At 47.0% G+C, this 23,280-nt stretch carries 23 protein-coding genes and 1 other annotated feature; of the genes, 21 read left to right on the top strand and 2 right to left on the bottom strand.

Annotated features, from left to right (window positions below):
* Window positions 1-11 precede the first annotated feature (11 nt).
* The 11 genes from sigE (at window position 12) to MKY42_RS22950 (ending at window position 10,712) form a co-directional block, all read left to right on the top strand.
* A complete protein-coding gene (gene sigE / locus MKY42_RS23000) occupies window positions 12-734 on the top strand; it encodes an RNA polymerase sporulation sigma factor SigE (RefSeq protein WP_017687308.1) in 723 nt (240 codons plus the stop codon).
* 111 nt (window positions 735-845) lie between these two features.
* Window positions 846-1,628 (top strand): RNA polymerase sporulation sigma factor SigG, encoded by a 783-nt coding sequence (sigG, locus tag MKY42_RS22995; protein WP_063566979.1) that lies wholly within the window; start codon window positions 846-848, stop codon window positions 1,626-1,628.
* 236 nt (window positions 1,629-1,864) lie between these two features.
* On the top strand, window positions 1,865-2,218 hold the full coding sequence (locus MKY42_RS22990; protein WP_090902583.1) for a YlmC/YmxH family sporulation protein: 354 nt from the start codon (window positions 1,865-1,867) through the stop codon (window positions 2,216-2,218).
* 51 nt (window positions 2,219-2,269) lie between these two features.
* The gene (gene pgeF / locus MKY42_RS22985; protein WP_090901483.1) at window positions 2,270-3,163 is read left to right on the top strand and encodes a peptidoglycan editing factor PgeF; all 894 of its coding nucleotides are present in this window, start codon (window positions 2,270-2,272) and stop codon (window positions 3,161-3,163) included.
* A 6-nt stretch (window positions 3,164-3,169) separates the two neighbouring features.
* The gene (locus tag MKY42_RS22980) at window positions 3,170-3,871 is read left to right on the top strand and encodes a YggS family pyridoxal phosphate-dependent enzyme (RefSeq protein ID WP_179263759.1); all 702 of its coding nucleotides are present in this window, start codon (window positions 3,170-3,172) and stop codon (window positions 3,869-3,871) included.
* Window positions 3,862-4,329, top strand: a complete 468-nt coding sequence (locus tag MKY42_RS22975; RefSeq protein ID WP_063566976.1) for a cell division protein SepF — start codon at window positions 3,862-3,864, stop codon at window positions 4,327-4,329. The genes MKY42_RS22980 and MKY42_RS22975 overlap by 10 nt, the downstream gene beginning before the upstream one ends.
* 16 nt (window positions 4,330-4,345) lie before the next feature.
* Window positions 4,346-4,606: a YggT family protein gene (locus MKY42_RS22970; protein WP_090810047.1), complete on the top strand. Its 261-nt coding sequence runs from the start codon at window positions 4,346-4,348 to the stop codon at window positions 4,604-4,606.
* Window positions 4,607-4,622: 16 nt separating this feature from the next.
* Window positions 4,623-5,405 carry a YlmH/Sll1252 family protein gene (locus MKY42_RS22965; RefSeq protein ID WP_090901477.1) on the top strand — a complete coding sequence of 261 codons (783 nt, stop codon included), beginning with the start codon at window positions 4,623-4,625 and terminating at the stop codon, window positions 5,403-5,405.
* Window positions 5,406-5,646: 241 nt separating this feature from the next.
* Window positions 5,647-6,156, top strand: a complete 510-nt coding sequence (locus MKY42_RS22960) for a DivIVA domain-containing protein (RefSeq protein WP_063566974.1) — start codon at window positions 5,647-5,649, stop codon at window positions 6,154-6,156.
* 58 nt (window positions 6,157-6,214) lie between these two features.
* Window positions 6,215-6,506 (top strand) — a binding site (T-box leader).
* Between the two features lie 513 nt (window positions 6,507-7,019).
* Window positions 7,020-10,118 (top strand): isoleucine--tRNA ligase, encoded by a 3,099-nt coding sequence (ileS, locus tag MKY42_RS22955; protein ID WP_090901471.1) that lies wholly within the window; start codon window positions 7,020-7,022, stop codon window positions 10,116-10,118.
* 237 nt (window positions 10,119-10,355) lie between these two features.
* Complete coding sequence (locus tag MKY42_RS22950; RefSeq protein ID WP_063567857.1) at window positions 10,356-10,712, top strand: DUF5665 domain-containing protein; 357 nt, start codon at window positions 10,356-10,358, stop codon at window positions 10,710-10,712.
* A gap of 13 nt (window positions 10,713-10,725) precedes the next feature.
* Here MKY42_RS22950 and MKY42_RS22945 read toward each other — a convergent pair whose 3' ends face one another.
* Window positions 10,726-11,463: a TraR/DksA C4-type zinc finger protein gene (locus MKY42_RS22945; RefSeq protein WP_179265828.1), complete on the bottom strand. Its 738-nt coding sequence runs from the start codon at window positions 11,461-11,463 to the stop codon at window positions 10,726-10,728.
* A gap of 220 nt (window positions 11,464-11,683) precedes the next feature.
* Between MKY42_RS22945 and lspA the strand changes: the two genes are divergently transcribed.
* The 8 genes from lspA to MKY42_RS22905 all read left to right on the top strand — a co-directional run bounded on the left by lspA (window position 11,684) and on the right by MKY42_RS22905 (window position 18,235).
* On the top strand, window positions 11,684-12,178 hold the full coding sequence (lspA, locus tag MKY42_RS22940; protein WP_090901464.1) for a signal peptidase II: 495 nt from the start codon (window positions 11,684-11,686) through the stop codon (window positions 12,176-12,178).
* The gene (locus MKY42_RS22935) at window positions 12,171-13,154 is read left to right on the top strand and encodes an RluA family pseudouridine synthase (RefSeq protein WP_339844931.1); all 984 of its coding nucleotides are present in this window, start codon (window positions 12,171-12,173) and stop codon (window positions 13,152-13,154) included. The genes lspA and MKY42_RS22935 overlap by 8 nt, the downstream gene beginning before the upstream one ends.
* Before the next feature lie 109 nt (window positions 13,155-13,263).
* Window positions 13,264-14,517 (top strand): LL-diaminopimelate aminotransferase, encoded by a 1,254-nt coding sequence (locus MKY42_RS22930; protein ID WP_090901458.1) that lies wholly within the window; start codon window positions 13,264-13,266, stop codon window positions 14,515-14,517.
* Window positions 14,518-14,727: 210 nt separating this feature from the next.
* Complete coding sequence (locus MKY42_RS22925) at window positions 14,728-15,618, top strand: decaprenyl-phosphate phosphoribosyltransferase (protein WP_090902579.1); 891 nt, start codon at window positions 14,728-14,730, stop codon at window positions 15,616-15,618.
* 33 nt (window positions 15,619-15,651) lie between these two features.
* On the top strand, window positions 15,652-16,284 hold the full coding sequence (locus MKY42_RS22920; protein ID WP_179263761.1) for an HAD family hydrolase: 633 nt from the start codon (window positions 15,652-15,654) through the stop codon (window positions 16,282-16,284).
* A 26-nt stretch (window positions 16,285-16,310) separates the two neighbouring features.
* The gene (locus tag MKY42_RS22915; protein ID WP_090810048.1) at window positions 16,311-16,601 is read left to right on the top strand and encodes an EamA family transporter; all 291 of its coding nucleotides are present in this window, start codon (window positions 16,311-16,313) and stop codon (window positions 16,599-16,601) included.
* Window positions 16,588-16,908: a permease gene (locus MKY42_RS22910; RefSeq protein ID WP_257031937.1), complete on the top strand. Its 321-nt coding sequence runs from the start codon at window positions 16,588-16,590 to the stop codon at window positions 16,906-16,908. Before MKY42_RS22915 ends, MKY42_RS22910 begins: the two co-directional genes overlap by 14 nt.
* Before the next feature lie 25 nt (window positions 16,909-16,933).
* Entirely contained in the window at window positions 16,934-18,235 is a 1,302-nt protein-coding gene (locus tag MKY42_RS22905; RefSeq protein ID WP_179263763.1) for a DUF6080 domain-containing protein, read from the top strand.
* Between the two features lie 154 nt (window positions 18,236-18,389).
* On the opposite strand, the gene MKY42_RS22900 is transcribed toward MKY42_RS22905, so the two are convergent.
* Window positions 18,390-21,065, bottom strand: a complete 2,676-nt coding sequence (locus MKY42_RS22900; protein WP_179263765.1) for a YhgE/Pip domain-containing protein — start codon at window positions 21,063-21,065, stop codon at window positions 18,390-18,392.
* A gap of 705 nt (window positions 21,066-21,770) precedes the next feature.
* Between MKY42_RS22900 and pyrR the strand changes: the two genes are divergently transcribed.
* Together pyrR and MKY42_RS22890 are read left to right on the top strand one after the other, a co-directional pair.
* Window positions 21,771-22,334: a bifunctional pyr operon transcriptional regulator/uracil phosphoribosyltransferase PyrR gene (gene pyrR / locus MKY42_RS22895; RefSeq protein WP_090901445.1), complete on the top strand. Its 564-nt coding sequence runs from the start codon at window positions 21,771-21,773 to the stop codon at window positions 22,332-22,334.
* A complete protein-coding gene (locus MKY42_RS22890; RefSeq protein ID WP_090902574.1) occupies window positions 22,334-23,245 on the top strand; it encodes an aspartate carbamoyltransferase catalytic subunit in 912 nt (303 codons plus the stop codon). The genes pyrR and MKY42_RS22890 overlap by 1 nt, the downstream gene beginning before the upstream one ends.
* Window positions 23,246-23,280: the final 35 nt, after the last annotated feature.

Here is a 23,280-nt window from a genome sequence, read left to right as displayed (position 1 = left end):
GAGGAACGTACATGCTTGTAAAATGGAAACTGGTGGCGCAGCTGCAGTACTATCGTTTATTATTTCTGCTTGGTTTGAAAAGTGAAGAGATTTATTATATCGGAGGCAGTGAGGCGCTACCGCCCCCCTTAACACGTGAAGAAGAAGAATTTTTGTTGCAAAAGTTGTCTTCAGGGGATTCCGCGATCCGTGCCATGCTGATTGAACGGAACCTTCGACTGGTGGTATACATTGCACGCAAATTCGAAAATACAGGTATCAATATCGAGGATCTGGTCTCCATCGGTGCGATCGGGTTAATTAAAGCCGTTAATACGTTTGACCCGGAAAAGAAAATTAAGCTGGCCACCTATGCTTCCCGTTGTATCGAAAATGAAATTTTGATGTACCTGAGACGTAACAGTAAAATTCGTACAGAAGTTTCTTTTGATGAACCACTCAATATTGATTGGGATGGAAATGAACTATTATTATCGGATGTACTCGGTACGGAGAACGATACAATCTATCGGAATATCGAAGAACAGGTAGACCGGAAGCTTTTGCATAAAGCATTGGAAAAATTAACCGAGCGGGAGCGAATGATTATGGAGCTTCGCTTTGGCTTAACGGATGGGGAAGAAAAGACACAAAAAGATGTCGCCGATCTGCTTGGAATCTCCCAATCCTATATCTCTCGTCTCGAAAAAAGAATCATTAAAAGACTCCGCAAGGAGTTCAACAAGATGGTCTGAACAGGAGCATTTTCTATAATGGGTATTAATGGCAAGGATGCCAAGTGCGAATAAAATAGCCTGCCCCGGAGATAATGTACATTAATGTTTCTCCTTGGGAGGTAAGTCACGATGACCCGAAACAAAGTCGAGATTTGTGGCGTGGACACCGCAAAATTGCCTGTCCTCACCAACATAGAAATGCGGGAATTGTTTCATTCCCTACAGCAACACCATGATCGCTCAGCAAGAGAGAAATTAGTGAATGGCAACCTGCGCCTGGTGCTCAGTGTCATTCAGCGCTTTAACAATCGGGGAGAGTTTGTCGATGATCTGTTCCAGGTTGGATGTATCGGCCTGATGAAAGCCATTGATAATTTTGATTTATCCCAGAATGTCAAATTTTCAACCTACGCGGTGCCGATGATTATCGGTGAAATCCGTCGATACTTGCGCGATAATAACCCCATTCGGGTATCTCGTTCCTTGCGGGACATTGCTTATAAAGCACTTCAGGTGCGTGACAGCCTGACGAATAAAAATTCCCGTGAACCGACGATATTCGAAATTTCTGAGGTACTGAATGTGCCGAAGGAAGATGTGGTTTTTGCATTGGATGCCATTCAAGACCCGGTTTCACTCTTCGAACCGATCTATCATGATGGTGGAGATCCGATCTATGTGATGGATCAGATCAGTGATGACAAAAACAAGGATGTGTCCTGGATTGAGGAAATTGCACTGCGTGAAGCGATGCACCGTCTCGGTCAAAGGGAGAAAATGATTCTGTCGATGCGGTTTTTCGAAGGGAAAACCCAGATGGAAGTGGCTGATGAAATTGGCATTTCCCAGGCGCAGGTATCCCGTCTGGAGAAATCAGCGATACAACAAATGCAGAAACATGTGAAGTCGTAACAAGGGGTTAGCCAGAAGGCGATCAAAGGGTAAAGATATTCCTTTGATCGCCTTTTTGTTTTTTTGATTTCGACATCAGAGGCATTATGAATTGTTCCCTTGCCTTTCGTTCGAAAAAGAGGACATTTTTCGCGTATGAAACATATATTGTATAGAAGCGGAGAACGGGCAGAAGCGGATGAATCGGGGGGCGGGAGCAAATGAAAGTGAGTACAGGTGAACCAGTGGGTAGCGGGATGAAAATTTCGGATTTTCAAACCAAAGATGTAATTAACATTACGGATGGCAAACGTCTGGGTCAGATTAGCGATTTGGAGCTGGATCTGAAGCAGGGACGAATTGAGGCAATTGTTGTGCCAGGTTACAGTCGTTTTATGGGGCTGTTCGGCGGTGGAACGGATCTAGTCATCCCTTGGAGAAACATTGTGAAGATCGGTTCGGATGTGATTTTGGTTAAAATGGATGAAATAAAGGAAAATAACTACGATGAGCGTGACCGTGAAGCCCGCTTGTATGACGAACAGAACGGCCGGATGGACCGGGTGGAACGTATTGAACGGTTGGATCGGAACCAGCGCCGAACGATATAACCGAGACAGAACGGGGTTCATTTGGTACACTGGAAGTTGTGAGGTGAGAAGATGGAACCGTTTATTTTGGATAAGGAAATACGGTCGGGAAGCCAGAACTCAAATGAGGGTCCTGACCCGTTGTTACTATATGTAGAGCCGTGGAAATTGCAGTTTAAGCATATGAAAGCCGGTTTTACGACAAGGCAGGGTGGTGTCGGAAGCACACCTTACGCCAGTCTCAACTGTGCCTATCATGTGGGTGATGATCCGGCTGACGTGCTGAATAATCGCAAACTTGTGGCTGAAAAGCTGGGTTTCCCTTTGGAATCCTGGACATGTGGAGAACAGGTACATGGTAAACATGTCGCTGTAATCACGGCTGAAGATCGGGGTAAAGGTTTGCTGGATCGACAGTCTGCGTTACAGGATACGGATGGGTTAGTCACTAATGTACCTGGTGTGCTGCTGACTTCCTTTTATGCAGATTGTGTACCCCTTTATTTCTATGACCCCGTACAACAAGCGGTGGGGCTTGCTCATGCCGGATGGAAAGGTACAGTTGCTGGTATAGCCGAATCGATGGTCGAAAAGATGGAGCAGGAATATGGAAGTCGCAGACAGGATATCCATGCTGCAATAGGTCCCTCCATTGGGGATTGCTGTTATGAAGTGGATGAAGCGGTTATGCAGCATGTACGGGTTTGGCTGGACCACTCCTCGGGTAATGATGAATACAAGAACTCTGCATCTAATTCAGTATATCGACCTGCCGGAAATGGCAAAACGATGTTAAACTTGAAAGAATGCAATCGACACATTATGATGAAAGCAGGAATATTGCCGGATCATATCGAATGTACAACTTGGTGTACAAGCTGCAATCCCGAGCTATTTTTCTCTTATCGTAAAGAAAATGGCATTACCGGGAGAATGGCGAGCTGGATTGGGCTGGAAGAGAGGTGACCCTCTGTGTCATTGGAGGAGCGTATACAACTGGTAAATCAGAAGATCGAAGCAGCGTGTCAGCGCAGTGGCCGTCAACGTGAAGATGTGAATGTGATTGCTGTCACGAAATACGTCTCACTTGAAACAACTGGAGCTGTGCTGGACCACGGTCTTGAGCATATTGGCGAAAACCGCTGGCAGGATGCACAAGCGAAATGGGAAGCATTCGGTCAGCAGGGAACCTGGCATTTTATCGGTCATTTACAGACGAATAAGGTGAAGGACGTCATCGGTAAATTCCGTTACATACATTCACTGGATCGTTTGTCCCTGGCCAAGGAGTTGGATAAAAAGGCGGCGTCTCTTGGCATCCAGGTGGAAACACTATTGCAGGTGAATATTTCGGGTGAAGAGAGCAAGTTTGGCTTGCAGCCTGAACAGGCGAGTTCCTTTTTGCGCGAAATCAGTTCGTTCAACAACCTGAAGGTCATCGGCCTGATGACCATGGCACCCCATGAGGAAGATCCGGAGCTTACACGTCCCGTATTCCGCGGACTGGGTGAGCTTAGAGACCATTTGAATGGACAAGCTTTGACAGCGGAGCCATTGACCGAGTTGTCGATGGGCATGTCCAATGATTTTGAAGTGGCGATTGAAGAAGGGGCAACCTGGGTTCGGCTTGGATCGATTCTCGTAGGAAAAGAGGAGGGTTCGCAATGGGCGTAATGAATAAGTTTATGAATTTCCTCGGACTTCAGGAAGAGGAAGAGATTGTGGAACGTGAGCGTATGGCGGCACAAGAGGAACATGATCCTGATCAACAGGAAGCTGAAACCTCAAGTCTCGATAAACGTAGAAACCAAAGGGGTAATAATGTGGTGAGCATTCATTCCCAGAAAAATGTTAAAGTCGTCCTTTATGAACCGCGTTCTTATGACGAAGCACAGGAGATTGCTGATCATCTGCGCTCCCATCGTACCGTTGTCGTTAACCTGCAGAGGGTGCGTCAGGATCAGGCACTGCGCGTCATTGATTTCTTGAGTGGCACAGTGTATGCACTGGGCGGCGGTATTTCAAAAATTGGCGGCAACATTTTTCTCTGTACGCCAGACACGGTTGAAATTCAGGGTTCAATTACGGAAATACTGGCTGACAGCGAGCAAGATTATAACAGAATGAGGTGAGCCACTTTTGTATCAGATTGAAAGCGTGTTGTACACGTTATACCAGATTTACTTTTACATGGTCATTGTCTACATATTGATGTCATGGCTTCCCAACGCACGGGAGAGCTTCATCGGTGAATGGCTAGGTAAGTTTGTGGAACCATATTTAAGACCTTTCCGCCGATTTATTCCGCCTTTGTTCGGTGTGTTGGATATTTCACCGATTGTGGCGCTGATCGTTCTTCAACTTGCGCTTAATGGGCTGATCTCCATCCTCCGATACTTTGTTTATTAAGGTAGGGTGAACATAGATGAGCGGTGAAATTTACGAGCATTTTAGTCATGATGAGCGGGATTTTGTGGATAAAGCCTCAGACTGGGTTGAACGGGCAAGTAAGTATCATGACATAAAGCTAACTGACTTTCTTGATCCCAGACAGGTCTTTATTTTACAAACACTTGTGAACCGTCGAGATGATGTACAGATTCGTCTGGATGGTGGTTATGAAGCAGCTGAACGTAAGCGTGCGCTGATTGCACCGGATTATCGATATCTGGACGATGAAGATATGGGTATGCAGGTGATGAGCATTACGTCTGACGATCAGAAAATCAAAGAGCTGGAGCATGGGGACTATATGGGTGCCCTTCTCGGGCTTGGCATGAAGCGTGGCAAGATCGGTGATATTCAAGTGCTGGAGGACGGGTGCCATACGGTGGTGGCGTCGGAAACCGGCGCTTTTTTATCGCTTCAACTGAATCAGGTGCACCGGGTACATGTGTTTACGGAGCTGTTGGCACTGGATCAGCTGAAATGGTCCGAGAGCAAACTGGAGACGATGGACATTACTGTGGCTTCCCTGCGTTTGGATGGCATCTGTGCAGATGTGTATCGGCTTAGTCGCAGTAAAGTTCTCGTTCCGATCAAGGCTGGCCGCTGTCGTGTGAATTGGAAGGTGGAGGAAGATCCGTCCAAAGCGCTGAAGGCGGGAGATGTGGTATCCATTCAAGGATTTGGTCGATTCAAGGTGATGGAACAGGATGGGTTGACCAAAAAGGGACGCTGCCGCGTAAAAATCGGCAAATTTGCCTAAGTGTGTTGCAGGAAAACCCGCTTTCTTGTCGAAATGTTTAAGGTAAAGGTGCAAAAAACATTCGGTGTTTCCGATATACATTAAAGTGCAAAGGTTGATATGACCGCCAAAGGATCAAAGTCTGATCCTGCATTCCGTATTCTTGCCAGGATTGGGCATCACAAATACGGCCCCTTGGGTGGAACCCATATGCTGCAAACCTTCTCAGTCCGGGAAGGAACTTTAACAGGAGGTGGACAGCATGCCATTAACGCCGCTGGACATACACAACAAGGAATTTTCCCGACGCTTGCGCGGGTATGACGAGGATGAGGTCAATGAATTCCTGGATCAAGTCATCAAAGATTACGAAGGCGTCATTCGCGAAAACAAAGAGCTGAGCAATCAGTTGCTGTCCGTTCAGGAGAAGCTTGATCATTTTGCAACGATTGAAGAGACGCTGAGCAAAACGATCATCATTGCGCAGGAAGCTGCGGATGATGTGAAGAACAATGCGAAAAAAGAAGCACAGTTGATCGTGAAGGAAGCCGAGAAAAATGCGGACCGGATCGTAAACGAATCTTTGTCTAAATCACGCAAAATTGCTTTGGAAGTCGAAGAGCTGAAAAAGCAGGCGTCCATCTATCGTGCCCGTTTCCGTACACTTGTGGAAGCACAGCTTGAATTGTTGACTCAGGATGGTTGGGAAGCGCTGGAGAGCCGGGAGCAGGAAGTCCGTGACCGTGAGCGGGAAATGAAGGAAATTTATTAGTCTATCCGCCTGGTTGACTTTTGCCTGTAAAGAGGCTATAACTATATTCATAATGAATAGTGATTCCATGACGGGTTCAGTACGTTATGATCTCATCCCTCAGAGAGTTGGCGTCTGGTGCAAGCCAATGGATGAGTTATAGCCGAATATCTCCCCGGAGAAGTGACGCTGAAGCGGTGAAGGATTGGCCGTGTGTAAGCGAAACCGTGAGCCGAACGTTATATCGGCACCCTGCTGTAGTTAAGCGGGGCATAAGCGCTGTTGATGACAGAGCATACCCAATTTACATTGGATGTGGTTTGTGATGAACAGAATTAGGGTGGTAACGCGAGCATAACCTCGTCCCTTTCCAGGGATGAGGTTTTTTTGTGTCCAAAAAAAGCAGCAAACGTACATGAGGCCCGAAGGTGCCTCAAGGAGAGAGCCCGATGCCGGAGGAGCGAAAGCGTCCGGCACCGGGGTTTCGCTAAGGCGAACGTACATGAGGCCCGAAGGGACCTCAAGGAGAGAGCCCGCCGCCGGAGGAGCGAAGCGCCCGGCACCGGGTTTCGCTAAGGCGAACGTACATGAGGCCCGAAGGGACCTCAAGGAGAGAGCCCGCCGCCGGAGGAGCGAAGCGTCCAGCAACTCCTTTCTCGCAGTAAGGCCCTGCGGCGTTCCCGAAGGGGACAGCCGCAAGAGGGCTGACTCCACCATACACACCCTCGCCAACGCCGCCGCAGTTCCCACCAAAGACAACCCATTCCGGGTGTCCAGAGGGCGGAGCGCCTATGGGGTCCCCCTTGGTAAGGGGGATTTAGGGGGATTGAAACGCTTTTTGTGGACGGTCCACAATTTAACCAAAGAAAGGGAAGATGATTATCATGCAACGAGTTGACGTCAAAGAGAAAGCACGCGCCAGAGAACTACGCGTGTTAAACAAATGGAAAACCGAGAATACATTCAAAAGATCCATCGAAAACCGGGAAGGCAAGCCAAACTTCGTATTTTACGAGGGACCGCCTACAGCCAACGGTAAACCGCATATCGGTCACGTACTGGGCCGAGTAATCAAGGATTTCGTGGGACGTTATAACACGATGAAGGGTTACCGCGTTGTTCGTAAAGCAGGCTGGGATACACATGGTCTGCCTGTAGAACTGGGTGTTCAGAAAAAGCTGGGCATCTCCCACAAGTGGGAAATCGAAGATTATGGCGTAGAGAAATTCATTAACGAATGTAAAGCGAGCGTGTTCGAATACGAACAACAATGGCGCGATCTGACCGAAGGTATTGGTTACTGGACAGACATGAATAATCCGTATATCACACTCGACAACAATTACATCGAAAGTGTGTGGAACATTCTGGCGACGATTCATGAAAAGGGTCTGCTGTATCGTGGTCACCGTGTGAGTCCGTACTGTCCGTCTTGTCAGACTACACTTAGCTCCCATGAGGTAGCGCAAGGGTACAAAGACGTGAAAGACCTCAGTGCTACAGCCAAATTCAAGCTGGATGACAGCGGCGAATTCGTGCTTGCCTGGACAACAACGCCTTGGACATTGCCTTCACATGTTGCGCTTGCCGTGAACCCGGATATGGACTACTCCCGCGTTCGTCAGGACAACGAAGTATATATCATGGCGACTAATCTTGTTGAGAAAGTCATGAAGGACGCCAAAGGTGAATATGAAGTCATCGGTGCCCTGAAAGGTTCTGACCTGGTTGGCAAAACGTATGATCCTCCGTTCAACTACGTGCAGGCTGAGAAAGCAAACATCATCCTGGGCGCAGGCTTTGTAACTGATGCAAGTGGTACAGGGATTGTACACATGGCACCTGCACATGGTGAAGATGACTATCGTGTATGTCGTGAGAATGGCATCAGCTTTGTGAATATGGTGGACTTGGAAGGCAAGTTTGTGCCGCAGGTAACTGATTTTGCCGGACGTTTTGTTAAGGATTGCGATATTGATATCGTAAGATACCTGTCGGAAAAAGGGCGTTTGTTCAGCAAAGAAAAATATGAGCACAGCTACCCATTCTGCTGGCGTTGTGATACACCACTTCTGTACTATGCAATGGACAGCTGGTTTATCCAAACAACAGCAATCAAGGATCAGCTGATCGCCAATAACAGTGAAGTAGACTGGTACCCGGGCCACGTCCGTGATGGGCGTTTCGGGAAGTTCCTTGAAGATCTCGTGGACTGGAATATCAGCCGTGACCGTTATTGGGGAACGCCACTGAACATCTGGGTATGTGAAGAGACGGGTGAACAATTTGCTCCGCATAGCATCGCTGAACTGCGTGCTCGTGCCATTGGCGACGTGCCTGAGAATCTGGAGCTGCATAAGCCCTATGTAGATGACGTCAAAGTCATGAGCTCTTGTGGTAAATATGAAATGAAACGTACTCCGGAAGTGATCGATGTCTGGTTCGACAGCGGCTCCATGCCGTTTGCCCAGCAGCACTATCCATTTGAAAATAAAGAAATATTTGAACAGCAATATCCGGCAGACATGATCTGTGAAGGAATTGACCAGACGCGCGGCTGGTTCTACAGCTTGCTGGCTGTATCTACACTTTTGACAGGCAAAGCACCTTACAAAGCGGTTATGGCAACAGGCCACGTTCTCGATGAGAACGGACAGAAGATGTCGAAATCCAAAGGTAACGTTATCGATCCTTGGGAAGTTATTGAAGAATACGGTACAGATGCATTCCGGTGGGCTTTGCTGTCTGACAGCGCACCATGGAACAGCAAACGTTTCTCCAAAGGCATCGTGGGCGAAGCGAAATCCAAAATGGTGGATACGCTGGTTAACACCCATGCATTCCTGACGCTGTATGCTACGATTGATGGATTTGATCCACAGGAGCATCCGTTCAAATTGTCTTCACACAATCTGGACCGCTGGATTTTGTCAAGACTGAACAGCCTGATTCTCGTTGTAGAAAAAGCGCTGGCTGTTAACGACTATCTGAACTCTTCCAAAGCCATTGAAGCGTTTGTAGATGAGCTCAGTAACTGGTACATCCGTCGTTCCCGTGACCGTTTCTGGGGCAGCGGATTGACAGAAGACAAACTGGACGCTTACCGTACACTTACCGAGGTGCTGGTGACTACTGCCAAGCTCGTGGCTCCATTCACACCAATGCTTGCAGAAGATATCTATCTGAACCTGACTACTGGTGAGAGTGTGCATATGGATGATTATCCGGCTGCCAATGAAACGCTGATTGACTTGAATCTGGAGCAGGATATGGAGACAGCACGCCGAATCGTGGAACTTGCCCGTAATGTCCGTAACGAAACAGGAATCAAGACACGTCAACCGTTGTCCGAACTGATCGTTTCTCTGGATAAAGGCTTCGATCTGGCAAGTTATGAAGAGATCATCAAGGATGAGATCAATGTCAAAACGATTCGTACCGAGCATGATGATGCAGATTTCGTTGATTTCACTTTGAAGCTGAACCTGAAAGTAGCGGGTAAAAAATACGGTAAAAACGTAGGCTTCCTGCAGAACTTCTTCAAGGGAATGTCAGCAGACGAGACGCGTAAAGTAGTGACAGAAAATCTTCTGAACGTCGTTTCTCCGGAAGGTGAAGAGCTGCAAGTGACGGGTGAAGAACTGCTGGTTGAGAAACAAGCCAAATCCGGTTTTGCCTCGGCATCCGGCTATGGTCTGACGGTAGCCCTCAATACGGAGATCACAACAGAACTCGAACAGGAAGGCTGGGTCCGCGAAGTCATTCGTGCAGTTCAAGACACACGGAAGAAGCTGGATCTGCCGATTGAGAAAAGAGTACGTTTGACGCTGGATGTGGACGCTGCTTTACAAGAAGCGATTCAGGCCTTCGATCATGTGCTGCGTGAGAATGTGCTCGTTACCGAAGTGACCTTCGGTACGAATGATTCGATGCAACGTATTGAAGCCGGAGGTAAAGCCATCGGTGTATATATCGAGGGGTAATACAGTAATTCTCTAATTCTCACGTAAGGCGTTCCTGAAGAAAGGATTGCTTTGTCTGACTTTAACGGGGACAGAGTAACTCTATTTCAAATAGGACAGTATATAGAGACAGACATGCCAACGAGCCTCAGATGCAGGAGAACAATCCTGTGTCCTGGCTCGTTTGGTTTTTCAGCAAATGGGCAATGATTTCTATTGTGCAGACATTCTATATACATCAAAGGAACTGAGTAAATTATGAACGAACAGGATACCCAATCGCCATCAAATTCAGAATCCACAACGCATTCCAAAAATGCGGAGGACAAGATTGAAGAACTTCACAAGCTCACTAACCGGCTCGCCAATGAACTCGAACGTTCACGAATCGCACAGTATACGGAATTATTGAACCGGCCATGGAAGCTGATCGGACTTAATCTGTTGTCTGGCGCCGCAAGGGGCGTGGGGATCGCCATCGGTTTTACTTTTTTTGCAGCAACGATCATTTACGTGTTACAAGTGCTAGGTGCGCTTAATCTGCCCATCGTGGGTGATTACATCGCAGATATTGTACGGATTGTGCAGCGACAGCTGGAATTAAACACTTATTAGGTTACCTGCAGGTTTAATACGAGTCGTCTGATTCGATATCCGGTTCTAACAGGCCATCGCCTTCACGGTTCTCCAGATACTGTCGATATTGCCGATTGCGTACGATGGAGACGTCATGACCGTAGATATCGGTTGCGACAAAGCTCTCATATGCCTCAACGCAGCCCTCCACTTCGTCAGAGGCTTCAATCGCCATAACGTCGTAACTGTCGATGTCCCGTCCCTCAGCCATGGCCGGAGTATTGGAGGTGCCCCAACTTTCAACAATCTGCCATGCGTCTTCACCGTCGAAGCCGTTCTGGTCATCACGTTCATCCAGGCTTGTGCGGCCAAAGGCAGGGGCGAGGAATTCTTCCTCGACAGGGCGATTTTCAGAGACAACGGTTTCCGGTTGATGCTTTTTGCAGTATTTGGTGTAAGGAACAGCTTGCATGCGTTCATAGGGGATAGGTTGCTGACACACGGCGCAAGTTCCATAATGACCTTCTTCGATGGAATGCAGGGCAGAGTCGATGCGCTCCAGTTGAAATTCATCATGCTCCAGCAGGGAAATATCCTTTTCGCGATCATACATCTCAGTAGCTACATCACCCGGATGGTTGTCAATCGGTGATAATTCGCCTGTCTGAAGCTTCATGGAGTCACCAAGACCATAATGTTCGTTCTGCTCCAGTCTATGTTCAATATCACGCTTTTCGGTTATCAGTTGGGAACGTAACGATTGCAGTTGTTTGGCAGTGAAATGTGTCATCATTTTCCCCTTTCTGTTCCGTATGGACTCCGGATTTTGACTCTGTTGTAGGATGTGTCATTTCGTGCAGAATTACAGAAGGGAAATGTTATCGTTTTTGCCATCCGGGCTGCGGCTAACCGCGTCGTGGACGATTTCCAAACAGCTGTGCTACAATGAACAAGTCTGGCGTAAAGCCTGGTATCGTTTGGAAAAGACAAGAACGGAGTGACAAACAAACGTGGTGTATTATATCCTCGCTTTTATCGTATTTTTAATCGATCAGGGAACAAAGTTCCTAATTGCAACCCGGATGGAACTTAGAGATGAAATTCCGGTGATTGGCAACTTCTTTGTCATCACATCACATCGTAACTCAGGTGCAGCTTTTGGTATTTTACAGGATCAACGCTGGTTCTTTATCGTGGTTACACTGGTTGTCGTGGTGGCTTTGGTTTGGTATTTGCAAAAGGTAAAAGATACTCCGCACAAATTGCTGCCCGTAGCGCTTAGTTTGGTGCTTGGGGGAGCTATCGGGAACTTCCTAGATCGGGCTTTGACCGGAGAAGTTGTCGATTTTATCCAGCTTAATTTTGGTAGCTATACGTTTCCCATTTTCAACATAGCCGACTCGGCGATCTGTATCGGTGTGGTACTGATTATTGTGGAAACATTGCTTGAAGGACGGCGCGAGAAAGCAGCCGCAAAGGTCGAAGGGAATGAACATCATGAGTAAATCGCAAAATGAAGAACAGACTAACGGAGACACGTCAACGTATGATGATGAACTCTTGAATGGCAATGATCGTATGGAATGGACGGTTGCCGCTGAACATAATAAAGAACGAATTGACAAATATATTACAGAATCCATGGATAACGTATCGCGCTCCCAAGTTCAATTGTGGATTGGAGACGGATTCGTAACGGTGAACGGGGCTAAAGTCAAAGCTAACACCAAATTATCTCAAGGCGATCTGGTAGAGCTTCTGATCCCTGAGCCAACGACTGTCGAGATTATTGCTGAAGATATTCCACTTGAAGTGGTATATGAGGATAGCGATTTGATCGTTATTAACAAACAGCGCGGCCTTGTTGTTCATCCAGCACCAGGACATACGTCGGGAACACTTGTTAATGCGCTGATGTATCATTGTAAAGATCTGTCAGGCATTAACGGCGAGCTGCGTCCCGGTATTGTGCATCGGATTGATAAGGACACATCAGGTCTAATCATGGCAGCCAAAAATGATCGTGCTCACGCCTCGCTGGCCGCTCAGCTCAAAGAGCATAGTGTGAATAGAAGATATATTGCACTCGTTCATGGGCATCTTAGCCATGATCAAGGTACGATTGATGCACCGATTGGTCGAGATACCAATGATCGCAAAATGTACACCGTTACAGAGCGTAACAGTAAACATGCGGTCACGCATTTTACCGTTAAGGAGCGTATTAACGACTACACGTTGTTGGAACTGAAACTGGAGACCGGGCGAACCCACCAGATTCGTGTTCATATGAAATTTATCGGTCATCCGCTTGTAGGAGATCCGACGTATGGTCGTAACAAAGGGATCAAAATGCAGGGACAGGCCTTGCATGCAGCGATTCTTGGTTTTGTACATCCAACGACCGGAGAATACCTTGAATTTACAGCACCGCTTCCGCAGGATATGGAAGATGTTCTGGCCTCCTTGCGCAGCCGCTGACAGCTCGAGAAAGTACAAATGTTCGGATAATTTGTCCATGGTTTTGAACGCGCAAATGCTTCATATTAAAGTGTAGAAATTTGCGTCAAATGAGGAGATGAACAAAATCATGAGTATCGATAAATATCAGGAAACGTACATTCAGACTAATTTTGCCGACCGTATTGGCGGCTCCAACTATGGTAAAGACACCAACATCTATAAATTCGAGAAAATCAAACGTGCTAAAGCTTCGGCTAAAAAAGATTTTCCAAATGTAGAATTGATTGACCTCGGCGTAGGTGAACCAGACGAGATGGCAGATGCAGGCATCGTAGCTGCATTGGCGGAGCAAGCCTCCAAACCAGAAAACCGTGGATACGCGGATAACGGTATTCCTGAATTCAAGGAAGCGGCAGCTGCTTACCTGAAAAATGTATTTAATGTTGAAGGTATCGATCCATCAACTGAAATCGTGCATTCCATCGGCTCCAAGCCAGCTTTGGCGATGATGCCTTCTTGCTTCATCAATCCAGGTGATGTAACGATTATGACGGTGCCAGGGTATCCGGTTATGGGTACACACACCAAATACCTGGGTGGCGAAGTGTTCAACATCCAGTTGACCAAGGAGAACAACTTCCTGCCAGATCTGTCGGCTATTCCAGAAGATATTGCGAAACGTGCGAAGTTGCTCTATCTGAACTACCCGAATAACCCGACGGGCGCGAGTGCTACCGTGGAGTTCTTTACGGAAGTGGTTGAATGGGCGAAGAAATACAGCGTAGTCGTTGTGCATGATGCTCCCTACGCAGCACTGACATATGACGGCAAAAAACCGTTCAGCTTCCTGTCTGTACCTGGTGCGAAGGATGTGGGCGTGGAATTGCACTCCCTGTCCAAGTCTTACAACATGACAGGCTGGAGAATTGGTTTTGTTGCAGGTAACCCGCTTGTAGTTAAAGCATTCAGCGACGTAAAAGACAACAATGACTCCGGTCAGTTCATCGCGATCCAGAAGGCTGCTGCCTATGGATTGAACCACCCGGAAATCACGGAAAAAATCGCCGAGAAATATTCCCGTCGTCACGACCTGCTGGTAGCTGCACTGAACGAGCTGGGCTTCCAGGCTGAGAAACCTAAAGGTTCCTTCTTCCTTTATGTTGAAGCTCCAAAAGGTATTGCCGGAGGCCGCCGCTTTGAATCAGGCGAAGACTTCTCCCAGTTCCTGATCCGTGAAAAACTGATCTCTTCGGTGCCTTGGGATGATGCTGGTAACTTTGTTCGTTTCTCCGTTACCTTTGAAGCTAAAGGAGAAGAGGAAGAGAAACGTGTTATTGCTGAAATTAAACGCCGCCTGAGCGACGTGCAATTCGAATTTTAATTAATTCACATCATCATTATGATGTAACGTAAAAGAAAGAAGAGACCGGAAACGGTCTCTTTTTTTTATGCAAAAAAATATAAATTTTCCCTGTAATCCCTTTACAAAATAATACAAGCAACATATGATTAGATCTTTACGTTATTTATATAAGTCAGAAGTTGCTTTTGAAGGGAGTTATGGAAATTGTTATCATCACGTACCAATACTGTGTCCACACCTGCTGCAGGGACAGGCAATACCGTTTCAGGATTGCTTAAATTATTGAGACCCAAACAATGGACCAAAAATTTGTTGTTATTTGCCGCGCTGCTTTTTTCTTTTGAGGAAATTCGGACGGAGACCATTCTATCGACTTTGCTAGGTTTTATTTTATTTAGCCTGGTTGCAGGCTGCGTTTATATTTTAAACGATTATGTAGATCGCGACAGAGATCGTCAGCATCCTGTGAAGATGTTCCGTCCTCTTGCTTCTGGACAGGTCAATCCGGCTCACGCCTTGCTGTTTGGAATTCTGCTGTTGATTCTTTCCGTCGGGACAGCCTTTGTGATGAACTCGTTATTCGGAGTGTTATGTATAGTTTATTTCCTTTTGAATGTGTCGTACTCATTTGTTCTGAAACATCTCGTTATTTTGGATATGATGACCATTGCGGCTGGATTTGTGCTTCGTGCGATTGCGGGCGGTGTGCTGATCCATGTACCATTTACGCCGTGGTTTCTCATCTGTACGATGCTGCTGTCCCTGTTCCTGGCCATTGGCAAACGTAGGAATGAACTTACTCTGCTTGAGGGAAATACCGGTTCACATCGTAAAGTATTGGATAACTACTCGATTACGTTATTGGATCAGTTCAATACCATTGTCACAACCGCGACCATTATCAGCTATTCGCTATTTACCTTCACATCCGATCGCACCATTCATTTAATGTGGACGATTCCTTTGGTCATATACGGCATGTTCCGTTATCTGTATCTGATTCATATGAAGAACCAAGGTGGTTCACCTGATCGAGTTTTGTTTGAGGACAAGCCCGTCTTGATCACGGTCATTTTGTATGTCATAAGTGTTATTTTGATTTTTGCTATTTTTGAATAAACGTTAGAGTCTGGAAGGCAGAGGGGGATCAGGGTGAAAAGCACGAAAGTCGCCATCTTTGATATTGATAAAACGATTATACGCAGAGATTCCATGTTTCAGTTTGTACATTACGGCGTTCGGCGTTATCCATGGCAGGTATGGAGATTGCCTGTAATTGCATTTCATACCGCGCTGTTCAAGGCAGGTCTGATGACCGTTGAGCGTGTCAAACGTTCCTACTTCAAGAGTATTGAGCGCATGTCTGAAAAAGATCTGGAGCATTTTTTTGATACACGATTGCGTACTGCCATTTTTGCGGAGGCAAGTGTAGAGATGCAGCATCGTAAGGAAGAAGGCTATCATGTATTGCTGGTGACCGCATCTCCACATGCTTATATGAAATATTTTAAAAACTTTCCCTGGGTGGATCATGTCATCGGTACCGATCTGGTTCGTCACTCGAATGGCTATACCTGTAGGATTGAAGGCAGCAATTGCAAGGGGGATGAGAAGGTTCGCCGAATCCAGGCCTATCTGGATGAGAAAAAGATGGTGATTGATTATGATCAATCCTGCTCCTACTCTGACTCCTTATCCGATCTTCCAGTGATGCAGTTGGTGAGTCAGCGATACTTTATTAACAAGCGCGTCCCAGAGATGGAGGCATTGTCGTGGGGGAGATAAAAGGGCGCCATACAGGCAAGTTGTTGATGCTGGTCTCCGCTTTTCTTACAGCGACGGGCCAACTGTTCTGGAAGTGGGGGCTGACCGAGTGGATCTACCTGGGCATCGGCTTTCTGTGTTATGGACTGGGTGCCATTTTGATGATCAAGGCGTTTGCTTTGGAAAAGCTGTCTGTGGCCTATCCTTTGATGTGTGCCAGCTATGTGTTTGCGCTGATCTATGGATACTTTTTGTTAGGAGAAGAAATTACGGTGCAGAAGTTGGCCGCTGTTGTGCTGCTTGGAATCGGGGTGACGTTGACCAGTGTTGATCGATAGCTGGATGATTGCTGTATTAATTGCAATGACCCTGTGTGGAGCGATGGGAGGAGCGGGTTTGAAAGCCTACGCCACCAGTCGCAAAAAGCTGCATGTTCTAATGGGACTTGGATTCTATGGTACAGGTGCGATGCTGAACATTGTATTGTTGAAATTTCTTCCCTTAACGGTTGTGCTGCCTGCCAATGCGTTAACGTATGTGTGGACGCTCATTATAGCGCGCTTTGCCTTTAAGGAAGCAGTGGGTCCTTTGCGCTGGATCGGTGTCGCTTGTATTATGGGCGGGTTGTTTTTATTGGTTTTCTAGAATAATTGAAACTGGATGTGAGCGCATGAAATTTTTGGACTACATATTTTATAATCGCAGAACCAATTGGACGGCATTTGGCCTGTTTGCGGGTTTTGCTCTTTTTTACGGTCTCATGAATGGACCTTACGTAACGTACATAGCAAATCACGCAGAGCTTCTTGGGTCATACACGCCATTTAGTACGACGCAGTTTCCACTTAATTTATTTAATTTCGATCCTTCCATGTATTATGGAGACAACAGTTCTTCGGTGATTCATCCGTTAATTTCCTTCCTTGCGGTTACGCTTGAAGCAGGTGCTCAGCTGCTGGGCGGGAATTGGTTCTTTCTAGTCCTGCAATCACTCGTGAATGCAGGTTCGGTTGTGTTGGTATTTCTGTTTTTGAGTCAAAAAGACAAACAAATCACTACACCGTTACTTTTCGCTGTACTGTTCGGTTTCAGCTCCTATCTGATGTTTACCGCGTTGATTCCGGATTCGTATCCATATGTGCAGTTTGTTATCCTGTTCTCTGTGTTGTATATGCAGTACACCCGTGAGCGCAAAGATATCCGTTATATCCCGAATGCGCTGCTGGCATCCATCAACTTCGGACTGACGTCGACCAACATTGTGCCGTTTGCGGCCGCCATGTTTTTCAATATGCGTACGTGGCGTAACAAGTCTGGTTGGAAAAAGTATATCGGGATTATGGCACTCGCCGTTGCCTTTATCGTAGTATTGACAGGCATCCAATACATCGCGTTTGGCGGTCGAAGTTGGGTAAGTAATTGGCTGCTTGGTATTCAAAATGGGGGAACAAGCTATGCCACTCCATTCCAGTTCGCAGCTCATTGGAAGGCCCTAAGCCTGCTAACGATTAATCCGATGCTGTCACCGAAAGTGCATTTGCTGGACCCGGGCATGGTCGCGTTTGTAACGGATCTGTCCCGTTCCAATCCGATCTATGTTCAGCTCACGGGTATTTTTATCCTGCTGCTGGCGCTCACGGGGTTTATCAAGGGAATCCGTGAACGGGAAGTGTGGACTCTTGTGCCATACATTCTGTTTGCCTTTTTACTTCATATCGTTGTTGGTTTCGGGTTGGCGGTATTTCAATACGATATGTACCTGTATGCAGGACACTATCTGTTTGCGTTTTTCCTCCTCGGTGGGGGCTTCGTCATCAGTCTGCGTCCGGGGATGGGTAAAAAAGTGCTAATAGGCTTGATTATGCTATCTATTCTCGTTACCGCAGGGAACAACATCTATCGTCATGTAGAAACATTAACAACCATCAAGCAGTCCTATGATCAGTTAGAACAGGAACGTACAGTGAAATAATCAGAGGTTTTATTTATCTATATAATGAGACAGGGCCATTGGACTGTAGATCCAATGGCCCTGTCTTGTTTGGCATGATTCATTCGATATGTGCATGTTGGTTTCAAACAAAAGACCCACTGCGTTCATTACGCAGAGGGTCTCAGGGACGCTTTTAAGCAATAATTTTGGTCTTCTTGGCATTCTCGGCTGAACGTTTGGTGAGACTGCTGAGTGGACGTTTCAAAGCAAGTGCAACGATGAGACTCAACGCGATGAACATGCACAACCACAGAATATCCTTAATGGCAGTGGACCACAGGATGCCCCCGACCGACTCACGCAGCAGGCTGATCGCATACGTGAAGGGCATGAACGGATTCAATGCCTGGAAAAAGGACGATGTCATGCTGATCGGGAACGTACCGCCCGAGCTGGAGAACTGGAACACCATGAAGATGATCGCGATCCCTTTTCCAATATTCCCAAAAACGGACAGCAGGGTGTACGTTATGGTGACAAATACGGCACTCACCAGCATGGCAAACAGGACAAACCACAGTTTATCTGCGACATAGGTGCCGAGAATCAAAATATCTCCCAAGCTGACACAGATCGCTTGAAGCAATCCAATCGTTAGAAAAGTGGCAAGACGTCCAAGATACAACTCGTATCCCCTGAACTTGCCGTCTGGATTCTCAGCTTCGGCACGAAGCAGGGAAATCAGCAGCGTTGAGCCGACCCACAATGACAGCACGCCATAAAATGGTGACATGGCCGATCCATAATTAGGAATCGGGTAAAGCTGCTGTTCCTTGATTTGCACCGGACTTGCTAGGAAAGCACTCTCTTCTTCAATGTCGCCGCGCAAAAGCTTGGCAAGCTCGGCAAACTGGTTATTGCCTTCGACTTCTCTAAGTTTGTCTGCTGCCTTGCTGATGGCATTTTCCAGCGCTGGCAGATCATCACGTACCAGCGTGGCAACACGATGTACTCCTTGTTCGACCTCCGGTAGCTGATTTTGTACAAAATCGGATGCCTTGCTTATCTGTTTCTCGGCATTGGGCAGATCGTTCCGAACAAAATCAGCCGCTTCATTCAGCTTGGTCCCCAGCTTGGGCAGATCGTTTCGTATTAATGAAGACACTGTGTTTAAAGCTTGGATAAAGCCTTCACTTTTATTTGCGAGCGTCTCCGATATCTCATGAATCTTAGATTGTATTTGGGGCAGTTCACTCTGGATTTTGGTCAATTCAGTCTGCCCAAACGTAATCCCTTCTTTGGCTGACGCAAGAATGTCCGCGATATCCGGAATTCGATCTCTTGCTCCCTGTAGTGTATCTGCTGAAGTGGAAAGGATAGACCTCAGCTTATCCGCACCAGCCGCAAGAGCCGGCGATATTTCGCTCTCGTAGGTGTTCATGATATTGCCAATGCCGCTGCTAATGTCCTTGGAGAGAGCATTTAACTGGGCGATGACGTCTGCGGGCGGAGTTGTATTGCGACGCAGAGCATTACTGATAATTCCAGCCAAGCGGACTTGCAACTGAAGTTTATCTGAAATGGTGTTCAGCTGCGTAATTTTATTAGCAAGTGGATGGCTTGGAAGCAAGTTGTCGATTTTGCCCAGTAGTTCTGCCATACTGTCGACGAGTTTTACCGCAATCCCCAAGCGGGCAGCGATCCGGTCCAGATCTTCTGCTGTCGGCAGTTTAGTAAGATCCGTATTCTGCAATTGCCCAAATACGTCTGACGCAGCGTTTGCGATTTGCTGCACCAGCAGCAGGTTTTGCCGGATCACCGGGCCTATAGCCTGAAACGCTTCTTCACTGGAATCCACAAACTGATTCAAGCCTTCGGCCAGCTCAATCCCGTTACCAGCGATTTGGGATACTTTGTCCAGATCTTGCTCTGCGTCCGTTACGATAGAGAGAGCCTTGTCGGTTTTATCCAGGGCCGTTTGGATGACACCTGATACCTGACCAAAGTTTGCATCCACTTCGTGAATGCGTTCTACGGCTTTTTGAATATCGGGAATCCGCCCCTGAATAGCCAACACCTCGGATGCTGCGTCATTAATTTGTGGCCAATACTCCTGCACCTTGAGCACATACTGTGCGGCTTCATTGATTTCCGGCAGCTTTTTTTCGATCTCTACGATCTTTTGAGCATCTTTTACGATACCAGGCATGGCTTTTTCTACTTCCAGTACCTTTTGACCTGCAGCTTGTATCGCCGGAAGATTTTTCTCCAGCGTGAAAATGCCATTCTCCATTTTGCGCAAAGTAGGAAGCTGGGCATTGATCTCAACTCCGGCTTCCTTCAATTTGGTTAGAACAGCCTCACTGACGGCTTCCGTGAAATTTTCATTAATTTGTGTTGTAATCGCAGATACACCAGAGCCTGTGATTTTTGGAGCGATGGCATTAACCTTCTCGTTAACGGTATAGATTACCTCTGGGCGCTCCAGCTTCCCGTCAACGATACCTGTAATTTTGGTTGAAAAGTCCCCGGGAATGAGGAGGCTTGCATAATACTCTCCTGTTTGCACACCACGATCAGCCTCAGCCTGGTCCACAAAAGTCCATCCTAGCTTTTCGTTGTGTTTCAGACTGGACACCAGTTCGTCTCCAATATTAACGTTAGTTCCTGCAACAGTAGCACCCTTGTCCTCGGTTGTCACCGCAATTTTGATCCCTTGGGTATTACTGTACGGGTCCCATACGGATTTCACGTTGACCCAGTCATATACTCCGGGCAGTAAAATAATAGCTACAATTAGAAATATACCTGTGGGAACCTTCAAAATATGTAACCAGTCTGTTTTGTAAACTTGCCAAATGTGACGCATAACTTCCTCCTAAATGTAAATAAATGTAGGTCTTATCTTATTTCTATGTCGCGTATTTGTAAATCCTTATGTATATCGGCTTTATTGAAGCATCAATGAATTGTTTCATGTTTATAAACTTTACCCATTTCACTAGGTACTAATGCAGAGCCTTCATGTATTTCATGTTTCTGGACGTTGAACTCTATAATTAGACTCTGTTCCAACGTTGAATATAGGCAGAGGATTATTTTGGCTGTAAGATTCTCCGCAATTTCCTATGGATAAATATGCAGAATTATTGTATAATTATGAATAACGAATGAAATGTGATGTGTTTGGATGTTTTTCAGCCGAACTGCTGATTCTAAGGGGAATACAGTAGGGGAATTTCGCCTGTGATGTTGAGGTGTTGACAGAGGGTTGTCTTTCTGTCATAATTCATGAAGACAAACGGACATATTGAGTATAGAACCCTGTGAGGTCCTTCAATATGAACGACATGAATAGCACCTTTAAATCAGTCCCGTGAGACTGGCAAGGTAACGTGAACGATACATCGTTTTTTTGCTGCGGCAAATGAAGCGATGCATCCCGAGAGTAAACTTTCTTCAGAGCGGTCTGAAGTTCGGAGACTCCTTGCCAATAAACACGGCAAGGAGTCTTTTTTGTTCTCCTCGTCACGGGGCCATGATCTGAAAGGTAAATCCTGAGGAGGCTGAACGCATGAGCACAGAGACACATGTCATTATGGATGAAACCGCGATCCGCCGCGCATTAACACGGATTGCCCATGAGATTTTGGAGAAAAACAAAGGCATTGAGGGCTGTGTACTGATCGGCATTCGAACACGGGGTGTATACCTCGCAGAACGGATCGCTGCCAAGATTGAAGAAATCGAAGGTACACCGATCCCTTGGGGAGAGCTCGATGTGACCCCTTATCGCGATGATCGCTTGGATGAGAACAAAGCGAATCGCAAGGAACTGTTGACGATGACACCTGAATCACTTTCGATTCATAACAAAAAAGTGATTTTGTTCGATGATGTGCTCTATACCGGACGGACGATTCGCGCAGCGATGGATGCCCTGATGGACTGTGGAAGACCACAGAACATTCAACTGGCGGTTCTCGCAGATCGCGGACACCGGGAACTTCCGATTCGACCTGATTTTATCGGCAAAAATGTGCCGACTTCCAAATCAGAGGAGATCGAGGTTGCACTGATGGAAACGGACGGACAGGACGAAGTCAAGATCATCCAGAACCGGGGGGAACAAGCATGATGATTACACAACCAGCATTGAAGGACCGGAGCTTGCTTGGCCTTAAGGACCTTAGTCGAGATGAGATCGAATCCATTCTGAACAGAGCAGCACACTGGGAAGCGCAGAAGGAGAAACTGGTTCCTGTACTGGAATCCCACTTCGTAGCTAACATGTTCTTCGAGAACAGCACGCGTACTCGCTTCTCATTTGAGATGGCGGAAAAACGTCTGGGTGCACAAGTGCTAAACTTCACGGCGGCTGCATCAAGCGTGGAGAAAGGTGAATCCATCTATGATACGGTACGCACACTGGAGTCCATGGGCATTGACGCAGGGGTGATCCGGTTGAAACCTTCCGGTGTTCTGCAACAACTGGCTCAGAAAGTGAATGTTCCACTAGTGAACGCCGGAGACGGGAATAACGAGCATCCTACACAGGCGCTGCTGGATCTCTACACGATGCGGAAGGCTTTCGGTGAGCTGAAAGGTTTGCGAGTGTCGATCATTGGAGATATCCTGCACAGCCGTGTAGCTCGCTCGAATCTGTGGGCACTGCAAAAGTTTGGTGCAGATGTGCGCTTCTGCGCACCGCAAACGATGCAGGCACCGGAGCTGGCAGAACACGCACCTTATGTAGGTCTGGAAGAAGCACTCAATGCGGATGTAGTCATGATGCTCCGAGTTCAACTGGAACGTCATAAACACGGCCTGATTACTTCGGCTGAGGATTATCGCGAACACTACGGATTGACGGAAGAACGGGCGTCACGCCTGAAACCAAGCACAATCATTATGCACCCTGCTCCTGTGAACCGAAATGTCGAGGTGGATGACGCGGTAGTGGAGAGCGCAGCATCGCGGATCTTCCCGCAGATGGCAAACGGTGTTCCAATCCGCATGGCGGTCATGGAACGTGCGATGAAACTGTAACAGGGTCTGGCTGTGGGTCATAGGCTGACGGGACG

Source organism: Paenibacillus sp. FSL W7-1088, from assembly GCF_037969855.1.
Lineage (GTDB): Bacteria > Bacillota > Bacilli > Paenibacillales > Paenibacillaceae > Paenibacillus.
This window is presented reverse-complemented; position numbering and strand designations above follow the sequence as displayed.